This window comes from Streptococcus sp. 1453, assembly GCF_013276955.1.
Taxonomy (GTDB): domain Bacteria; phylum Bacillota; class Bacilli; order Lactobacillales; family Streptococcaceae; genus Streptococcus.
In genome coordinates this window covers 191,066-208,289 of sequence record NZ_VMLZ01000005.1, presented here as the reverse complement: position 1 = coordinate 208,289, position 17,224 = coordinate 191,066, and the positions used below count along the sequence as shown (strand labels likewise).

11 protein-coding genes, 1 other RNA gene and 1 pseudogene are annotated in these 17,224 nt (G+C 40.0%); 11 read left to right on the top strand and 2 right to left on the bottom strand.

The features are described from left to right. Window positions 1–53: 53 nt before the first annotated feature. From HW098_RS04495 to HW098_RS04480, 4 genes are all read left to right on the top strand, one after another. On the top strand, window positions 54–2,021 hold the full coding sequence (locus HW098_RS04495) for a peptide ABC transporter substrate-binding protein (RefSeq protein ID WP_050222427.1): 1,968 nt from the start codon (window positions 54–56) through the stop codon (window positions 2,019–2,021). A 226-nt stretch (window positions 2,022–2,247) separates the two neighbouring features. Then, complete coding sequence (locus tag HW098_RS04490; protein WP_176139414.1) at window positions 2,248–4,206, top strand: peptide ABC transporter substrate-binding protein; 1,959 nt, start codon at window positions 2,248–2,250, stop codon at window positions 4,204–4,206. Between the two features lie 331 nt (window positions 4,207–4,537). After that, window positions 4,538–5,638, top strand: coding sequence for a UDP-galactopyranose mutase (gene glf, locus HW098_RS04485; protein WP_000272519.1), 1,101 nt, complete (start codon window positions 4,538–4,540; stop codon window positions 5,636–5,638). Between the two features lie 234 nt (window positions 5,639–5,872). Next, window positions 5,873–7,852, top strand: a complete 1,980-nt coding sequence (locus HW098_RS04480; protein WP_055356911.1) for a peptide ABC transporter substrate-binding protein — start codon at window positions 5,873–5,875, stop codon at window positions 7,850–7,852. 396 nt (window positions 7,853–8,248) lie between these two features. Here the strand turns inward: HW098_RS04480 and pbp1a are convergent. Together pbp1a and recU are read right to left on the bottom strand one after the other, a co-directional pair. Then, a pseudogene (gene pbp1a, locus HW098_RS04475) lies at window positions 8,249–10,303 on the bottom strand (penicillin-binding protein PBP1A); the annotation flags it as partial. Continuing rightward, complete coding sequence (gene recU, locus HW098_RS04470; RefSeq protein WP_000248777.1) at window positions 10,300–10,896, bottom strand: Holliday junction resolvase RecU; 597 nt, start codon at window positions 10,894–10,896, stop codon at window positions 10,300–10,302. The gene recU and the pseudogene pbp1a, both read right to left, overlap by 4 nt. A gap of 66 nt (window positions 10,897–10,962) precedes the next feature. Between recU and HW098_RS04465 the strand changes: the two genes are divergently transcribed. The 7 genes from HW098_RS04465 (at window position 10,963) to HW098_RS04435 (ending at window position 17,164) form a co-directional block, all read left to right on the top strand. Next, window positions 10,963–11,490, top strand: coding sequence for a DUF1273 domain-containing protein (locus HW098_RS04465; protein ID WP_000179549.1), 528 nt, complete (start codon window positions 10,963–10,965; stop codon window positions 11,488–11,490). A 69-nt stretch (window positions 11,491–11,559) separates the two neighbouring features. Next, window positions 11,560–11,901 (top strand): cell division regulator GpsB, encoded by a 342-nt coding sequence (gene gpsB, locus HW098_RS04460; RefSeq protein ID WP_000146532.1) that lies wholly within the window; start codon window positions 11,560–11,562, stop codon window positions 11,899–11,901. A 20-nt stretch (window positions 11,902–11,921) separates the two neighbouring features. Beyond that, an RNA gene (rnpB, locus tag HW098_RS04455) (RNase P RNA component class B) lies at window positions 11,922–12,302 on the top strand. A gap of 84 nt (window positions 12,303–12,386) precedes the next feature. Beyond that, window positions 12,387–13,544: a class I SAM-dependent RNA methyltransferase gene (locus HW098_RS04450; RefSeq protein ID WP_176139412.1), complete on the top strand. Its 1,158-nt coding sequence runs from the start codon at window positions 12,387–12,389 to the stop codon at window positions 13,542–13,544. A gap of 12 nt (window positions 13,545–13,556) precedes the next feature. Next, window positions 13,557–14,963, top strand: coding sequence for a mid-cell-anchored protein MapZ (gene mapZ / locus HW098_RS04445; protein ID WP_176139411.1), 1,407 nt, complete (start codon window positions 13,557–13,559; stop codon window positions 14,961–14,963). 75 nt (window positions 14,964–15,038) lie between these two features. Then, on the top strand, window positions 15,039–16,463 hold the full coding sequence (gene gndA, locus HW098_RS04440; RefSeq protein ID WP_000158778.1) for an NADP-dependent phosphogluconate dehydrogenase: 1,425 nt from the start codon (window positions 15,039–15,041) through the stop codon (window positions 16,461–16,463). 11 nt (window positions 16,464–16,474) lie between these two features. Continuing rightward, window positions 16,475–17,164 carry a response regulator transcription factor gene (locus HW098_RS04435; protein WP_033684286.1) on the top strand — a complete coding sequence of 230 codons (690 nt, stop codon included), beginning with the start codon at window positions 16,475–16,477 and terminating at the stop codon, window positions 17,162–17,164. Window positions 17,165–17,224: the final 60 nt, after the last annotated feature.

The following is a 17,224-nucleotide window of genomic DNA, read 5'->3' as shown; positions in this document are numbered from 1 at the left end:
TTATAAAAAAATAGGGTATAATAGTGAAAATACTATTTTGAAGGAGATTATTTATGCAATCGAAAAAGTGGCTCTTAGGAGCAGGAGTGACCTTGAGCACAGCCATTCTTTTAACAGCTTGTGGGAAAAGTGAAAAGAATGCAGATGCTCCCAAAACATTTTCTTATGTTTATGCAGTTGATCCATCATCCTTGGATTATAGCCTTACAAGTAAAAGTTCAACTTCTGACGTAATAGGTAATGTCGTCGACGGTCTTTTAGAGAATGATAAATATGGGAATCTCATTCCTTCTCTAGCAGAGGATTGGTCAGTTTCTAAAGATGGCTTGACTTATACTTACAAATTACGTAAAGGTGTGAAGTGGTATACTTCTGAAGGAGAGGAGTATGCAGAAGTTAAGGCTCAGGATTTTGTTACAGGTCTGAAACATGCAGCAGACGGAAAATCCGATGGTCTTTCTTTGGTTGAGAAATCCATCAAAGGATTGGAGGCTTATGTTAGTGGTGAGACAAACGATTTCTCAACTGTAGGTGTAAAGGCTCTTGATGATTATACGGTAGAATATACCCTTAATAACCCGGAAAGTTTTTGGAACTCTAAAGTAACCACAGCAACCATGCTTCCTGTAAATGAAGAATTTTTGAATGCAACAGGCAAGGATTACGGAGCGCCAACCCCATCAAGTATTCTTTACAATGGCCCATATTTTTTGAAATCTTTGATTTCTAAATCTGTGATTGAATATGAAAAAAATCCTAACTATTGGGATAAGGACAATGTCAAAATTGATAATGTTAAATTGACATTCTATGATGGTTCAGATCAAGAATCCTTAATTCGTAGCTTTACACAAGGTGCCTATACCACTGCACGTCTTTTTCCAGCAAGCTCAAACTTTGAGTCAACTAAGAAAGAGTACGGAGATAAGATTGTCTATAGTCCACAAGAGGCAACAAGCTACTACCTCACTGTGAACGTAAACCGCCAGTCTTACAATAAAACAGCTAAAACAGATGAGTCACAAAAAACATCAACAAAAGAAGCACTTCTCAATAAGAACTTCCGTCAGGCTCTTAATTTTGCATTTAATCGTCACGCCTATACAGCTCAATTAAACGGTGAAGAGGGTGCGGATAAGATTATTCGTAATAGTCTAGTGCCAGATAATTACGTTCAAGTAGCTGGGAAGACCTTCGGACAGTTGGCTCAGGATGAACTACTGAAATATGGAGAACAGTGGAAAGATGTGACTCTCACAGATGGTAAGGATACAATTTACAATCCAACAAAGGCTAAATCTGCATTTGAAAAAGCGAAGTCAGAATTGCAAGCTAAGGGAGTGAGTTTCCCGATTCATTTGGATGTGCCTGTTGAGCAAACTGATGTAGTTGCGGTTCAACAAACCAATTCGCTAAAACAATCAATTGAAGAAACGCTTGGAACGGAGAATGTCATTATAGATGTTCTTCAAATGACAGATAATGAGAAGGAAAGTATTACTTCTCAAGCTAAAGTTCCAACCCAAAAAGATTATGATTTGAACGGAACAGGTTGGGGACCAGATTACCAAGATCCAGCAACCTATCTCAATATTTTAGATGCTAAGAAGGGTTCTGCCTTGAAACATCTAGGTATAACAAAGGGCAAGGATCCTGAAGTTGTGGCGAAAGTTGGCTTGGATGAATACAAGAAGCTCTTGGATGATGCGGCTTCTGAGACAAGTAATCTTGATAAACGATACGAAAAGTATGCTAAAGCACAGGCTTGGGTTACTGATAGTTCACTTCTTATTCCAGTTGCTTCTTCAGGGGGCTCTCCTATGGTTAGTCGTACTGTTCCATTTACCAAAGCTTATTCACAGGTTGGTATTAAGGGGGATCCATTTATTTTTAAAGGAATGGAACTTCAAAATGATATTGTGACAACTAAAGAGTATGATGCGGCCTTCAAAAAGTGGCAAAAGGAAAAACTGGAATCGAATGCTCAGTATCAAAAGGATTTAGAAAAGCACATAAAATAATGTGAATGAGAATCTTGCTTTCGTTAGGTTATCAGTTAATTCATTGATATTTAAATGATAAACCGTATAAAAACAAGGGAGAACTGTATGAAAGGCAGAAATCCTTTGTTTTTTTATAACCAAGGTTTATAAACTTTCATTCTCAAAATTCAATTAACTTTACAAATTCCCACTATTTTGGTAAAATAAACTTATGTTATAAAAACTAACATAAAGGAGAAATAAGATGACTACAAAAAAGCGTGTCCTTAGTGCAGGCCTGACTTTTGCGGCTGCTTTGCTTTTAGCTGCTTGCGGACAATCAGGTTCAGATACAAAAACTTACTCATCAACCTTTAGTGGAAATCCAACTACATTTAACTATCTATTAGACTACTACGCTGATAATACAGCCATCATTACCAACCTAGTTGATGGTTTGCTTGAAAATGACAATTACGGGAATCTAGTTCCATCTTTGGCAGAAGACTGGTCTGTTTCAAGCGATGGTCTGACTTATACCTACAAATTGAGAAAAGATGCCAAATGGTTCACGGCTGACGGTGAAGAGTACGCCCCAGTCAAGGCACAAGATTTTGTGACAGGTATCAAGTACGCAGTGGATAATAAATCACAGGCCATTGACCTGATTCAAAATTCAATCAAGGGCTTGAATGATTATATTACAGGAGCAGATTCTGACTTTTCTAAGGTTGGGGTGAAGGCCATTGACGACCAGACTGTTGAGTATACTTTGACACGCCCAGAACCTTACTGGAATTCAAAAACAACCAACAGTATTCTTTTCCCAGTAAATGAAGAGTTTTTAAACTCAAAAGGGAAAGATTTTGGGATCCTATCTCCAGATAGTATTCTCTACAGCGGACCTTATTTGTTAAAAGATTTCACATCAAAATCATCGATCGAGTATGTGAAGAACCCGCATTACTATGATCATGATAAAGTATCAATTGAACATGTGAAATTGGCTTATTTTGATGGCTCAGACCAAGAATTGACCATCCGTAACTTTGAAAGTGGCGCTTATTCAATCGCTGGGGTTTATCCAAATAGTTCTAACTTCGCCAAGACCAAGGAGAAATATAAGGATAATATCGTCTATAGCTTGCAGGACAAGACTTCTTGGTATTTCAATTTCAACGTCAACCGTAAGGCCTACAATCACACTGCTAAAACGACAGATGAGCAGAAGAAGTCAACTGAGACAGCTGTCTTGAACAAGAACTTCCGCCAAGCAGTGAACTTCGCCTTGGACCGCACAGCCTATTCTGCCCAGTCAAATGGGGAAGAAGCAGCTAGCAAGACCCTTCGGAACACCCTAGTGCCTCCTACATTTGTCCAAGTTGGAGACAAGACCTTCGGAGAAGTAGTCGCTTCTAAATTGGTCAACTATGGCACAGAATGGTCAGGTATTAACTTGGCAGATGCTCAGGATGCCTATTTCAATAAAGAAAAAGCCCAAGCAAAATTTGTGGAAGCTAAAAAAGAATTGGCAAGTCAAGGTGTGGCCTTCCCAATTCACTTGGATGTGGCTGTTGATCAGACAAGTAAAAATGCTGTGACAGGCATGAACTCAGTTAAGCAGACTCTTGAGTCAGTTTTGGGTGCTGATAACATTGTCATTGACGTTCAGCAACTTTCAACAGATGATTTTAATAATGTAGCCTTCTTAGCACCGACAGCAGCTGATCGAGACTACGATTTGAACTTTGATGGTTGGGTAGGTGACTATCAGGATCCATCAACTTATCTCAATCCTTTCAATGCAGAGGATGGATTCTACCTTAAGATTTTTGGACTAGATGCCAAGGAAGATAAGGAAAAAATCACTAGTCTAGGTCTTGATACCTACACTAAGATGCTCAAAGATGCAGATAGTGAAAACAAAGATGTAGCCAAACGCTATGAAAAATATGCTGAAGCACAGGCTTGGATGATTGACAACTCTCTGATTATGTCAGCTATGTCAAGTGGTGGAACAGCATCTGTAACCAAAGTAACGCCATTTACAAGAGGCTATTCACTGGTCGGTATCAAGGGTGATGGCAATAATTACAAGTACATGAAACTGCAAAAAGATACTGTAACAACCAAACAGTATGAGGAAGCTAAGACTAAATGGGAGCAAGAAAGCAAAAAAGCAATCGAAAAAGCTCAAAAAGAAGCAGAAAATCATGTTAAATAGTTAGCAATAGCCTTTTCAAGCAAAATCATAAAGACAAACATCAGTTTTGGTGCTTGTCTTTTTAAATCACTCGGCTATTGAAAACTGAGAAATGATTTGTTTTGTGCTAAAATAGATTGAAACGAATACTCAATAAAAATCAAAGAGTAACTGGGAAGTTAGCTCAAAGTACAGCTTTGAGGTGGTAGATAGAACTGACGAAGTCAGATCAAAATACTGTTTTGAGCTTGCAGATGGACGCTGACGTGGTTTGAAGAGATTTTCGAAGAGTATAAGATTCTCTCTTTTACTATAGTTAAGGAGATGAGAGGTAAATGATAAGGAAGAGACTATGTACGACTATCTAATCGTTGGTGCTGGTTTGTCGGGAGCAATTTTTGCTTATGAAGCAACCAAGCGTGGAAAAAAAGTAAAAGTTATTGATAAACGTGATCACATTGGTGGGAATATCTACTGTGAGAATGTAGAAGGGGTTAATGTTCATAAATACGGTGCTCATATCTTCCATACTTCTAATAAGAAAGTCTGGGATTATGTGAATCAATTTGCTGAGTTTAACAACTACATCAACTCGCCTCTAGCTAATTACAAGGGTAGCCTTTATAATCTACCTTTCAATATGAATACTTTCTATGCTATGTGGGGGACAAAAACTCCTCAAGAAGTGAAAGATAAGATTGCTGAGCAAACGGCTCACATGAAGGACGTTGAACCGAAAAACTTAGAGGAACAGGCTATCAAGTTGATCGGTCCAGATATTTATGAAAAGTTGATCAAAGGATATACTGAAAAGCAATGGGGACGTTCTGCGACTGACCTTCCACCCTTTATCATCAAACGCTTACCAGTTCGTTTAACCTTTGATAATAACTACTTTAATGACCGTTACCAAGGAATTCCAATAGGTGGCTATAATGTCATTATCGAAAATATGCTCAAGGATGTGGAAGTAGAACTTGGCCTTGACTTTTTTGCCAATCGTCAGGAATTAGAAGCTTCTGCTGAAAAAGTTGTCTTTACAGGGATGATTGACCAATACTTTGATTATAAACATGGTGAGTTAGAATATCGTAGTCTTCGTTTTGAGCATGAAGTTCTCAATGAAGAAAACTATCAAGGAAATGCTGTTGTCAACTATACAGAACGAGAAATTCCTTATACTCGCATTATTGAGCATAAACACTTTGAGTATGGTACACAAGCTAAAACGGTCATTACTCGTGAATACCCAGCTGATTGGAAACGAGGAGATGAGCCTTATTATCCAATCAATGACGAGAGAAACAATGTCCTGTTTGCTAAATATCAAGAAGAAGCAGCACAGAATGATAAGGTCATTTTCTGTGGACGTTTGGCTGATTATAAATACTATGACATGCATGTGGTCATCGAACGGGCCTTGGAAGTAGTCGAGGAAGAGTTGGGACAATGATGCAAGGATTCTGTCATTTTAGAATCTTTGCTACTTAAGATTTTTAGAAGTAAGGTCAACAAGATTCTTTTCTGGTTATCAGAAGAGAATCTCTGTTGGCTTTTTTGGCATAAATGAACAATTTTATTTTTCAGAATATATCAAATATAACAAATAACTCTTAAAATTCAGAAAATTCTATTGACAGGACTTGAAAAAGAGTCTATAATGAATAAAAAAACAAAGGAGAATACTATGAAAACAAGAAAAGTATTGGCTCTTGCGGGAGTAACCTTATTAGCAGCTGGTGTTTTAGCTGCTTGTTCTGGGGGTTCAGGCGCTCAAGGTGAAAAGACCTTTGCATTTACCTACGAGACACATCCAGATAATCTCAACTATTTGACAACTGGTAAGGCAGCAACTTCTGAGATTACTAGTAATGTGATTGATGGATTGCTTGAAAATGATAAATACGGGAACCTTGTTCCTTCATTGGCAGAAGACTGGTCTGTCTCTAAGGATGGCTTGACTTATACTTATAAGATTCGTCAGGATGCCAAGTGGTATACATCTGAGGGAGAAGAGTATGCTCCTGTTAAGGCTCAGGACTTTGTAACAGGACTTAAATATGCAACAGATAAGAAAGCAGAAGCCCTTTACTTGGTACAGGATTCAATCAAAGGTCTGGATGCCTATGCCAAAGGTGAAATCACAGACTTTGCTCAAGTCGGGATTAAAGCGCTTGACGACCAAACAATCCAATACACCTTGAACAAACCTGAAACTTTTTGGAACTCAAAAACAACCATGGGTGTGCTTGCGCCAGTCAATGAAGAGTTTTTGAACTCAAAAGGGGATGATTTTGCCAAAGCGACGGATCCAAGTAGTCTCTTGTATAACGGCCCTTATTTGTTGAAATCCATTGTGACCAAATCCTCTGTTGAATTTGCGAAAAATCCGAACTATTGGGATAAGGACAATGTGCATATTGACAAGGTCAAATTGTCATTCTGGGATGGGCAAGATACCAGCAAACCAGCAGAAAACTTTAAAGATGGTAGCCTTACAGCAGCTCGTCTTTATCCAACAAGTGCAAGTTTCGCAGAGCTTGAGAAGAGTATGAAAGACAATATCGTCTATACTCAACAAGACTCTACGACTTATCTAGTAGGAACAAATATTGACCGTCAATCTTATAAACACACATCTAAGACTAGCGAAGAACAAAAGACATCTACTAAAAAGGCGCTCTTAAACAAGGATTTCCGTCAGGCTATTGCCTTTGGATTTGACCGTACAGCTTATGCCTCTCAGTTGAATGGAGAAACTGGAGCAAGCAAAATCTTGCGTAATCTCTTTGTGCCACCAACATTTGTTCAAGCAGATGGGAAAAACTTTGGCGATATGGTCAAAGAAAAATTAGTAACCTATGGGGATGAATGGAAGGATGTTAATCTGGCCGATTCACAAGATGGTCTCTACAATCCAGAAAAAGCCAAGGCTGAATTTGCTAAAGCTAAATCAGCTTTACAAGCAGAAGGTGTGACATTCCCAATTCACCTAGATATGCCTGTTGACCAGACAGCAACTACAAAAGTTCAGCGCGTCCAATCTATGAAACAATCCTTGGAAGCAACTTTAGGAACTGATAATGTCGTTATTGATATCCAACAATTGCAAAAAGATGAATTGCTTAATGTAACTCTATTTGCTGAAAATGCTGCTGGCGAAGACTGGGATTTATCAGATAATGTCGGTTGGGGTCCAGACTTTGCCGATCCATCAACCTACCTTGATATTATCAAACCTTCTGTAGGAGAAAGTACTAAAACATATTTAGGATTTGACTCAGGGGAAGATAATGTAGCTGCTAAAAAAGTAGGTCTATATGACTACGAAAAATTGGTTACTGAAGCTGGTGATGAGGCTACAGATGTTGCTAAACGCTATGATAAATACGCTGCTGCCCAAGCTTGGTTGACCGACAGTGCTTTGATCATCCCAACAACTTCTAAAACTGGTCGTCCAATCTTGTCTAAGATGGTACCATTTACAATACCATTTGCATTGTCAGGAAACAAAGGCACAAGTGACCCAGTCTTATATAAATACTTGGAACTTCAAGACAAGGCAGTTACTGCAGATGAATACCAAAAAGCTCAAGATAAATGGATGAAAGAAAAAGCAGAATCCAATAAAAAAGCGCAAGAAGAACTTGCCAAACATGTCAAATAAAGGTAAGGGAGTTGGTTTGTAGCCGACTCCTTTATATTCTTCGAAAATCTATTCATACTCTTCGAAAATCTCTTCAAACCACGTCAGCTTCCATCTGCAACCTCAAAACAGTGTTTTGAGCAAGCTGCAGCTAGCTTCCTAGTTTGCTTTTTGATTTTCATTGAGTATGATTTGAATTTCCCAATCAATTTGCTTAGTTTTTATTTCAATCTACTTTACTTGATTTCTGTATTTTATTTTGATAATGAAAAAATCCTGAGTTTAGAGTTCTCAGGATTTTTTCGTTTACTGTTGTGGTTGTTGTTGAACTTGAGGGGTCTGAGGAGTCTGTGGAGCCGGGTTTTGATTGGCTCCTGGTGCATTTGGTGCTTGGTTTTGACCATTAGTACTAGCATCAGGACTTGTGGTTGGTGCTTGGCTAGTGGAGCTTTCTGCACTTGTTGATGAGTTTTCGGTTGAAGATGATTGGGATGTTGTTTCAGTCCAAGTCGGTCTTGCTCCATTTTGGAAAACAAACTGCCCATTTCGATAGATGCCATCTGGCATTGTCCAATCTCCAGGTTGGTCATCTTCAGAAAGGTAAGTTATCATTGAGCGATAAACTTTAGCTGCAACTAGGAAACCATCTCCAACGATAGGAGTTAGACGATTCGAATAACCTGTCCATACAGCCATAGAATACTTACGAGTATAACCAACAAACATTTCATCTGGAGCTACATAGCCAGTGTTCTTGATGTGTTTTTCAATTTCATCATCTGTGTAGTTAGAAGTACCTGTCTTACCAGCTTGCGCTAACCATGGGAGATAGGCTCCACGACCAGTTCCATAAGTCAAGACTGTTTTCATCATATCGGTCATCATATAGGCTGTCGTTTCCTTCATGGCACGAGTCCCAACATTAGAGAACTCTTTTTCACTTCCATCACTAAAGACGACTTTATGGATATACATTGGTTTATAGTAAGTTCCACCATTTGCAAAGGCAGCGTAAGCAGCAGCCATCTTTTCACTACTTGCTCCATATTTTTTGTCTGATTCAGTTGTGTTACTTGAAATGGCGTTTGCATAATGCATGCTTGGATAGTCGATACCAAGACCATTAAGGAAGGTTTTAGCTCTATCTAGACCGACCTTATTCAAAGTCTCAACGGCTGTGACATTTCGTGATTGTTGAAGAGCATATTGCAGAGTAATGTTACCAAAATATGCTCGATCCCAGTTGTAGACAGGTGTGCTTGTTCCCGGATAGTTATAAGGAATATCATTAACCATAGTAGCAGTTGAATCGTAGACACCGTACTCCAAGGCAGGAGCATAGTCTGTGATCGGTTTCATAGATGATCCCCAGTCGCGGTTTGTTTCCACTGCTTGGTTGGTGCCAAATGAAACGTTACTTGCTTGGTGACGAGCTCCAAGTTGGGCAATGACTTTACCGTTAGAAACATCAACAATGGTAGAAGCGACTTGCAATTCATCGTCTGGATAGGCAACGTATTCGTCTGTATTGTAAATATCCCACAGATGTTTTTGAGCTTCTTGGTCTACATTTGTGTAGACGTCCATTCCAGTTGTGAGCAGGTTATAGCCTGTTTCTTCTTCAACTTGATTGATGACCTCCTTGAGGTAATTATCCATGTAAGCAGGGTAATTACTTGCTGATTTGAGACTTTGTAGTCCATCAGTAATTGGTGTGTTGACTGCTTTCTCATACTGTTCAGCAGAGATGTAGCCTTGATTTTTCATTTCAGATAAGACCAAGTTTCGGCGGTCTTGGGCTGCTTCTGGATGTGAATAGGGGTCATATTGGTTTGGTGCCTGAGGCATTCCAGCCAGCAAGGCTAACTGAGGTAAACTTAAATTATTGAGGTCTTTACCATAGTAGTTTTGAGCTGCTGTCTGCATTCCATAGTTGCCATTAGACATGTAGACCTTATTTATATAGTAGGTCAAGATTTCCTGTTTGGTTGCTTTTTGTTCTAACTGAATCGCTAACCAAGCTTCCTGAGCCTTACGAGAAATAGTCTGGTCGGAAGTCGAGGTTGAAAAGTAAGTCAATTTAATCAACTGTTGGGTGAGAGTTGATCCACCTTGGAGGGAATTGCTTTGCAGATTGCGCAAGAAAGCTCCCAGGATACGGATGGTATCAATCCCCCTGTGGTCGAAGAAGCGATGGTCTTCGATAGAAACGATTGCCTTAACCAAATCTGTGGGAATATCATTAGCTTGGGCATTGACGCGGCGTTCAGAACCCAAGTCAGCAATGAGTTGATTTTTATTGTCGTAGATTTTACTAGAGGTTGTTGCAACTAGTTTACTCTCGGATAGGCTAGGAGCCTTGCTAACATAGTAGAAAAAAACTCCTCCGCCTAAGACAATGGCTGCGATAACCAAGCTTAAGAAGCTAATGCTCAGATACTTGATTAGGCGCAGAATCGTTGGTTTGTTCATCTTGTTTTACCACCTAATAAATGTTCTTTGATAACATTGAGATAAGGAATTTGAGGGAAGGCACCAGCCTTGATTTCATATCCATATTCTCGAATATATCCAAGTGGCATTGATTTTTGTCCCTTATCTTGATGATAGAAGCGAATCAAATCGAATGCCGGCAATAAGTAGGTTTCTTGCTGAGAAGAAAAGTGAAGAAGGACAAAGCAGATTCCTTGTTGGGCAAGGACTTGTTCCATATGCTGAATCTGATGTGGATGAAAATTTTTCATCGGAATCGCACGTTTTTGTTTTGTTTCCTTGGCTTCAAAGTCGATGTAATATCCATTATAAACGCCAGAATAGTCCGTCGTTGAAGCTTGTCGAAAATAGGCTTCAACAATCTTGGCACGACTTCGTTGTGGATAGTCCACTCGTACAATTTGAATAGGGGTTGGTTTCTTATGTATAACAGCCAAGCCCTGAGACAAATAGTAGTCGTTGGTAGCATTGATCATCTTTTCAAAAGACATTCCTCGATTTGCGAAATTTTTGGGTTGAGAAAGAGATGTTTGTCTTTTTTGTGATGAAAGTTTATGTGGATAGTTGACCATAATTCTCCTTATTGGTACAATAACATCACTCTATTATACCATAAATTTGCACAGAAAGGGTTAAAAATGGCTACAGCTTTGGTTTTGGGCTATTCTGCTTTTGATTTGGGTTTGTTTTCTGATAAGGATCCTCGTCTTAAATTGATAAAAAAAGCAATACGTAAAGATTTAGAGGCTATGGCAGCAGATGGGGTGTCTTGGCTTGTGTTTACAGGAAGTTTGGGTTTTGAATATTGGGTTTTAGAGGTTGCTCAGGAGATGAAAACCGAGTACGGTTTCCAGTTGGCCACCATTTTTGCTTTTGAAACCCATGGGGAAAATTGGAATGAAGGCAATCAGATGAAACTGAGTCGTTTTAAGCAGGTAGACTTTGTCAAATATGCTTATCCTCGCTATGAGCACAAGGGGCAGTTAAGAGATTACCAGCAGTTTTTGCTGGAAAACACGACTAGTTCCTATCTTTTTTATGATGAAGAAAATGAAACGAAACTAGCTTATTTTTACCAAAAGATGAAAAATCAAGAGGACTATTTTATAAAGAGATTAACATTTGATCAATTAAATGAACTTGCTGAAAATTTTTCCGAAAATTGAAGCTTTGACCTTGATTTTTGTTTGCCTTTTTTTATATAATAATACTAGCAAGCGAGAATGGAGAGAGACATGGCAAGTATTATTTTTTCAGCGAAAGATATTTTTGAACAAGAGTTTGGGCGTGAAGTCCGTGGCTATAGCAAGGTAGAAGTTGATGAGTTTTTAGACGATGTCATCAAGGATTATGAAACCTATGCTGCCTTGGTCAAGTCACTTCGTCAGGAGATTGCGGATTTGAAGGAAGAATTAACTCGTAAACCGCAAGTGAGTTCGGCTCCAAGTCCTAGTCACCCAGATCCAATTGATGTGGCTGCTTCATCTTCTATGACGAATTTTGATATTTTGAAACGCTTGAATCGTCTTGAAAAAGAAGTATTCGGTAAACAAATTTTAGACAATACTGATTTGTAATTCAGGTCTTGTTACATGCAATTTTTGGATAATCGCGTGAGGAGAATTGCTTCTCATGAGGAAAGTCCATGCTAGCACAGGCTGTGATGCCTGTAGTGTTTGTGCTAGGCGAAACCATAAGCCTAGGGACGAGAAATCGTTACGGCAGTTGAAATGGCTAAGTCCTTGGATAGGCCAGAGTAGGCTTGAAAGTGCCACAGTGACGGAGTCTTTCTGGAAACAGAGAGAGTGGAACGCGGTAAACCCCTCAAGCTAGCAACCCAAATTTTGGTCGGGGCATGGAGTACGCGGAAACGAACGTAGTATTCTGACTGCTATCAGCTAGAGCTGTTAGTGGTAGACAGATGATTATCGAAGGAAGTGGTCCTAGTCACTTCTGGAACAAAACATGGCTTATAGAAAATTGCATATAGGTTGGGGCTGAGAAATTTTCTCAACCTCATTTTTTAAAGTGGACATATAGAAAGGTCTTGCAAGACTGTAACATGAAAAAAGAATTTAATTTAATTGCAACTGTAGCAGCAGGGCTTGAAGCTGTTGTTGGACGTGAAGTGCGAGAGTTGGGCTACGATTGTCAGGTTGAAAATGGACGTGTTCGTTTTCAAGGAGACGTGAGAGCTATTATTGAAACCAACCTCTGGCTTCGGGCAGCAGATCGTATCAAAATCATCGTAGGAACGTTCCCAGCTAAGACTTTTGAAGAGCTGTTTCAGGGAGTTTTCGCCCTAGATTGGGAAAATTATTTACCACTTGGAGCTCGGTTCCCGATTTCAAAAGCCAAATGTGTTAAGTCCAAACTTCATAATGAACCGAGTGTTCAGGCTATTTCTAAGAAAGCTGTTGTCAAGAAATTGCAGAAACACTATGCTCGCCCAGAAGGTGTTCCTCTGATGGAGAATGGCCCAGAGTTTAAGATTGAGGTCTCTATTCTCAAAGATGTGGCAACTGTCATGATTGATACGACAGGGTCTAGCCTCTTTAAACGTGGTTATCGTACGGAAAAGGGTGGCGCTCCTATCAAGGAAAACATGGCGGCAGCTATTTTACAACTTTCTAACTGGTATCCAGATAAGCCTTTGATTGATCCGACCTGTGGTTCAGGAACTTTCTGTATCGAGGCAGTTATGATTGCTCGAAAGATGGCACCAGGACTTCGTCGCTCTTTTGCATTTGAGGAGTGGAACTGGGTCAGCGATCGCTTGATTCAGGAAGTGCGTACAGAAGCGGCTAAAAAAGTGGATCGTGAGCTGGAACTGGATATCATGGGCTGTGATATCGATGCACGTATGGTGGAAATTGCTAAAGCTAATGCTCAGGCAGCTGGTGTTGCAGAGGATATTACTTTTAAGCAGATGCGCGTGCAGGATTTACGTTCTGATAAAATCAATGGTGTGATTATCTCCAATCCGCCTTATGGAGAGCGTTTATCAGATGATGCAGGAGTTACCAAGCTTTATGCTGAGATGGGGCAAGTATTTGCACCACTGAAAACTTGGAGTAAGTTTATCCTAACTAGTGATGAAGCCTTTGAGACCAAGTACGGTAGTCAGGCGGATAAGAAACGTAAGTTATACAACGGAACCTTGAAAGTGGATCTGTATCAATATTTTGGTCAGCGTGTCAAACGGCAAGAGGTAAAATAGAAAGGGATACTCATGAGTAAAAAAAGACGGAATCGTCATAAAAAAGAAGGTCAAGAACCGCAATTTGATTTTGATGAAGCAAAAGAGCTAACAGTTGGTCAAGCTATTCGTAAAAATGAAGAAGTGGAAGCAGGAGTCTTGCCTGAGGATTCCATTTTGGACAAGTATGTTAAGCAACACAGAGATGAAATTGAGGCGGATAAGTTTGCGACTCGTCAATACAAAAAAGAGGAGCTAGTTGAAACTCAGAGTCTGGATGATTTAATCCAAGAAGTGCGTGAGGCTGTAGAAGAGTCAGAAGCTTCTTCGGAGGAAGTTCCATCTTCTGAAGACATCTTACCACCCTTGCCTCTGGACGATGAGGAGCAAGGCTTGGATCCTCTATTGCTAGAGGATGAAAATCCAACAGAAATGACTGAAGAAGTGGAAGAGGAGCAGAGTCTTTCTCGTCTGGAACAAGAAGACTCAGAAAAGAAAAGCAAAAAAGGCTTTGTTTTGACCGCTTTGGCGCTTGTATCAGTGATTATCTGTGTCAGTGCTTATTATGTCTATCGTCAAGTGAATCGCTCGACCAAGGAAATTGAAACTTCTCAATCAACTACAGCCAATCAATCAGATGTGGATGATTTTAATACACTTTATGATGCCTTCTACACAGACAGCAATAAAACGGCTTTGAAAAATAGCCAGTTTGATAAACTAAGTCAACTCAAGACCTTACTTGATAAGCTGGAAGGTAGTCGTGAACATACGCTTGCCAAATCTAAATATGATAGTCTAGCAACGCAAATCAAGGCCATTCAAGATGTCAATGCACAATTTGAAAAACCAGCTATTGTGGATGGTGTGTTGGATACCAATGCCAAAGCCAAATCGGATGCTAAATTTACAGATATTAAAACTGGAAATACGGAGCTTGATAAAGTGCTAGATAAGGCTATCAGCCTTGGTAAGAGCCAGCAAACAAGTACTTCTAGCTCAAGTTCAAGTGAAACTAGTAGCTCAAGTTCAAGTCAAACAAGCTCAAATACGACTAGTGATACAAGCCCAAGTAGTTCAAATGCTACCTCAAATGAGACTAGAAGTTCTCGTAGTGAAGTCAATATGGGTCTCTCGAGTGCAGGGGTTGCTGTTCAAAGAAGTGCCAGTCGTGTTGCCTATAATCAGTCTGCTATTGATGATAGTAACAACTCTGCCTGGGATTTTGCGGATGGTGTCTTGGAACAAATTCTAGCGACTTCACGTTCACGTGGCTATATCACTGGAGACCAATATATCCTTGAACGTGTCAATATCGTTAACGGCAATGGTTATTACAACCTCTACAAGCCAGATGGAACCTATCTCTTTACCCTTAACTGTAAGACAGGCTACTTTGTCGGAAATGGCGCTGGTCATGCGGATGACTTGGACTACTAAGCAGTCGTTACAAAATTCTTTCTTTTCAAAAGTAAAAATGATAAAATAAAACAAATCAAACAAGAGGAGTGTCAAATGACAAAAGCTAACTTTGGTGTCGTAGGTATGGCCGTAATGGGTCGTAACCTTGCCCTTAATATTGAATCTCGTGGTTACACAGTTGCTATCTACAACCGTAGTAAAGAAAAAACGGAAGATGTAATTGCTTGCCATCCTGAAAAGAACTTTGTGCCAAGCTATGATGTTGAAAGTTTTGTAAACTCAATCGAAAAACCACGTCGTATCATGCTCATGGTTCAAGCTGGACCTGGTACAGATGCTACTATTCAAGCCCTTCTTCCACACCTTGACAAGGGAGATATCTTAATTGACGGAGGAAATACTTTCTACAAAGATACCATCCGTCGTAATGAAGAATTGGCAAACTCAGGTATCAACTTTATCGGTACTGGGGTTTCTGGTGGTGAAAAAGGTGCCCTTGAAGGTCCTTCTATCATGCCTGGTGGACAAAAAGAAGCCTACGAATTGGTTGCGGATGTTCTTGAAGAAATCTCAGCAAAAGCACCAGAAGATGGTAAACCATGTGTGACTTACATCGGTCCTGATGGAGCTGGTCACTATGTGAAAATGGTTCACAACGGTATCGAGTATGGTGACATGCAATTGATTGCAGAAAGCTATGACTTGATGCAACACTTGCTAGGCCTTTCTGCAGAAGACATGGCTGAAATCTTTACTGAGTGGAACAAGGGTGAATTGGACAGCTACTTGATCGAAATCACAGCTGATATCTTGAGCCGTAAAGACGATGAAGGCCAAGATGGACCAATCGTAGACTACATCCTTGACGCTGCAGGTAACAAGGGAACTGGTAAATGGACTAGTCAATCATCACTTGACCTTGGTGTGCCATTGTCACTCATCACTGAGTCAGTATTTGCACGTTACATCTCTACTTATAAAGAAGAACGTGTACATGCTAGCAAGGTTCTTCCAAAACCAGCTGCCTTCAAATTTGAAGGAGACAAGGCTGAGTTGATTGAAAAGATCCGTCAAGCCCTTTACTTCTCAAAAATCATTTCATACGCACAAGGTTTTGCGCAATTGCGTGTAGCTTCTAAAGAAAATAACTGGAACTTGCCATTTGCGGACATCGCATCTATCTGGCGTGATGGCTGTATCATCCGTTCTCGTTTCTTGCAAAAGATTACAGATGCTTACAACCGTGATGCAGACCTTGCAAACCTTCTTTTGGATGAGTACTTCTTGGATGTTACTGCTAAGTACCAACAAGCAGTGCGTGATATTGTAGCTCTTGCTGTTCAAGCTGGTGTGCCAGTGCCAACTTTCTCAGCAGCTATTACTTACTTTGATAGCTACCGTTCAGCTGACCTTCCAGCTAACTTGATTCAAGCGCAACGTGATTACTTTGGTGCCCACACTTACCAACGTAAAGACAAAGAAGGAACATTCCACTACTCTTGGTATGACGAAAAATAAGTAGGTCTGCCATGGGGAAACGGATTTTATTACTTGAGAAAGAAAGAAATCTAGCTCATTTTTTAAGTTTGGAACTCCAAAAAGAGCAATACCGAGTTGATCAGGTTGAGGAGGGGCAAAAAGCCCTCTCCATGGCTCTTCAGACAGACTATGACTTGATTTTATTGAATGCTCATCTGGGGGATATGACAGCCCAGGATTTTGCAGATAAGCTGAGTCGGACTAAGCCAGCTTCAGTCATCATGGTCTTGGACCATCGAGAAGAATTGCAAGACCAGCTCGAGACAATCCAACGCTTTGCCGTTTCTTACATCTATAAGCCAGTTATTATTGAGAATCTGGTAGCTCGTATTTCAGCGATTTTCCGAGGTCGGGACTTTATCGACCAACACTGTAGTCAGATGAAGGTTCCAACTTCTTACCGCAATCTGCGTATGGATGTAGAGCATCATACCGTTTATCGTGGCGAGGAGATGATTGCTCTGACGCGCCGTGAGTATGACCTTTTGGCTACTCTTATGGGAAGCAAGAAAGTTCTGACTCGTGAGCAGTTGTTGGAAAGTGTCTGGAAGTATGAAAGTGCGACCGAAACCAATATCGTGGATGTCTATATCCGTTATCTACGTAGCAAGCTTGATGTAAAAGGTCAAAAAAGCTACATTAAAACAGTACGTGGTGTTGGTTACACCATGCAAGAATAGAAAGCAGTTGCAGTTATGTAACTGCTTTTTTTGAAAGATTTCTATATATTGACATGCAGT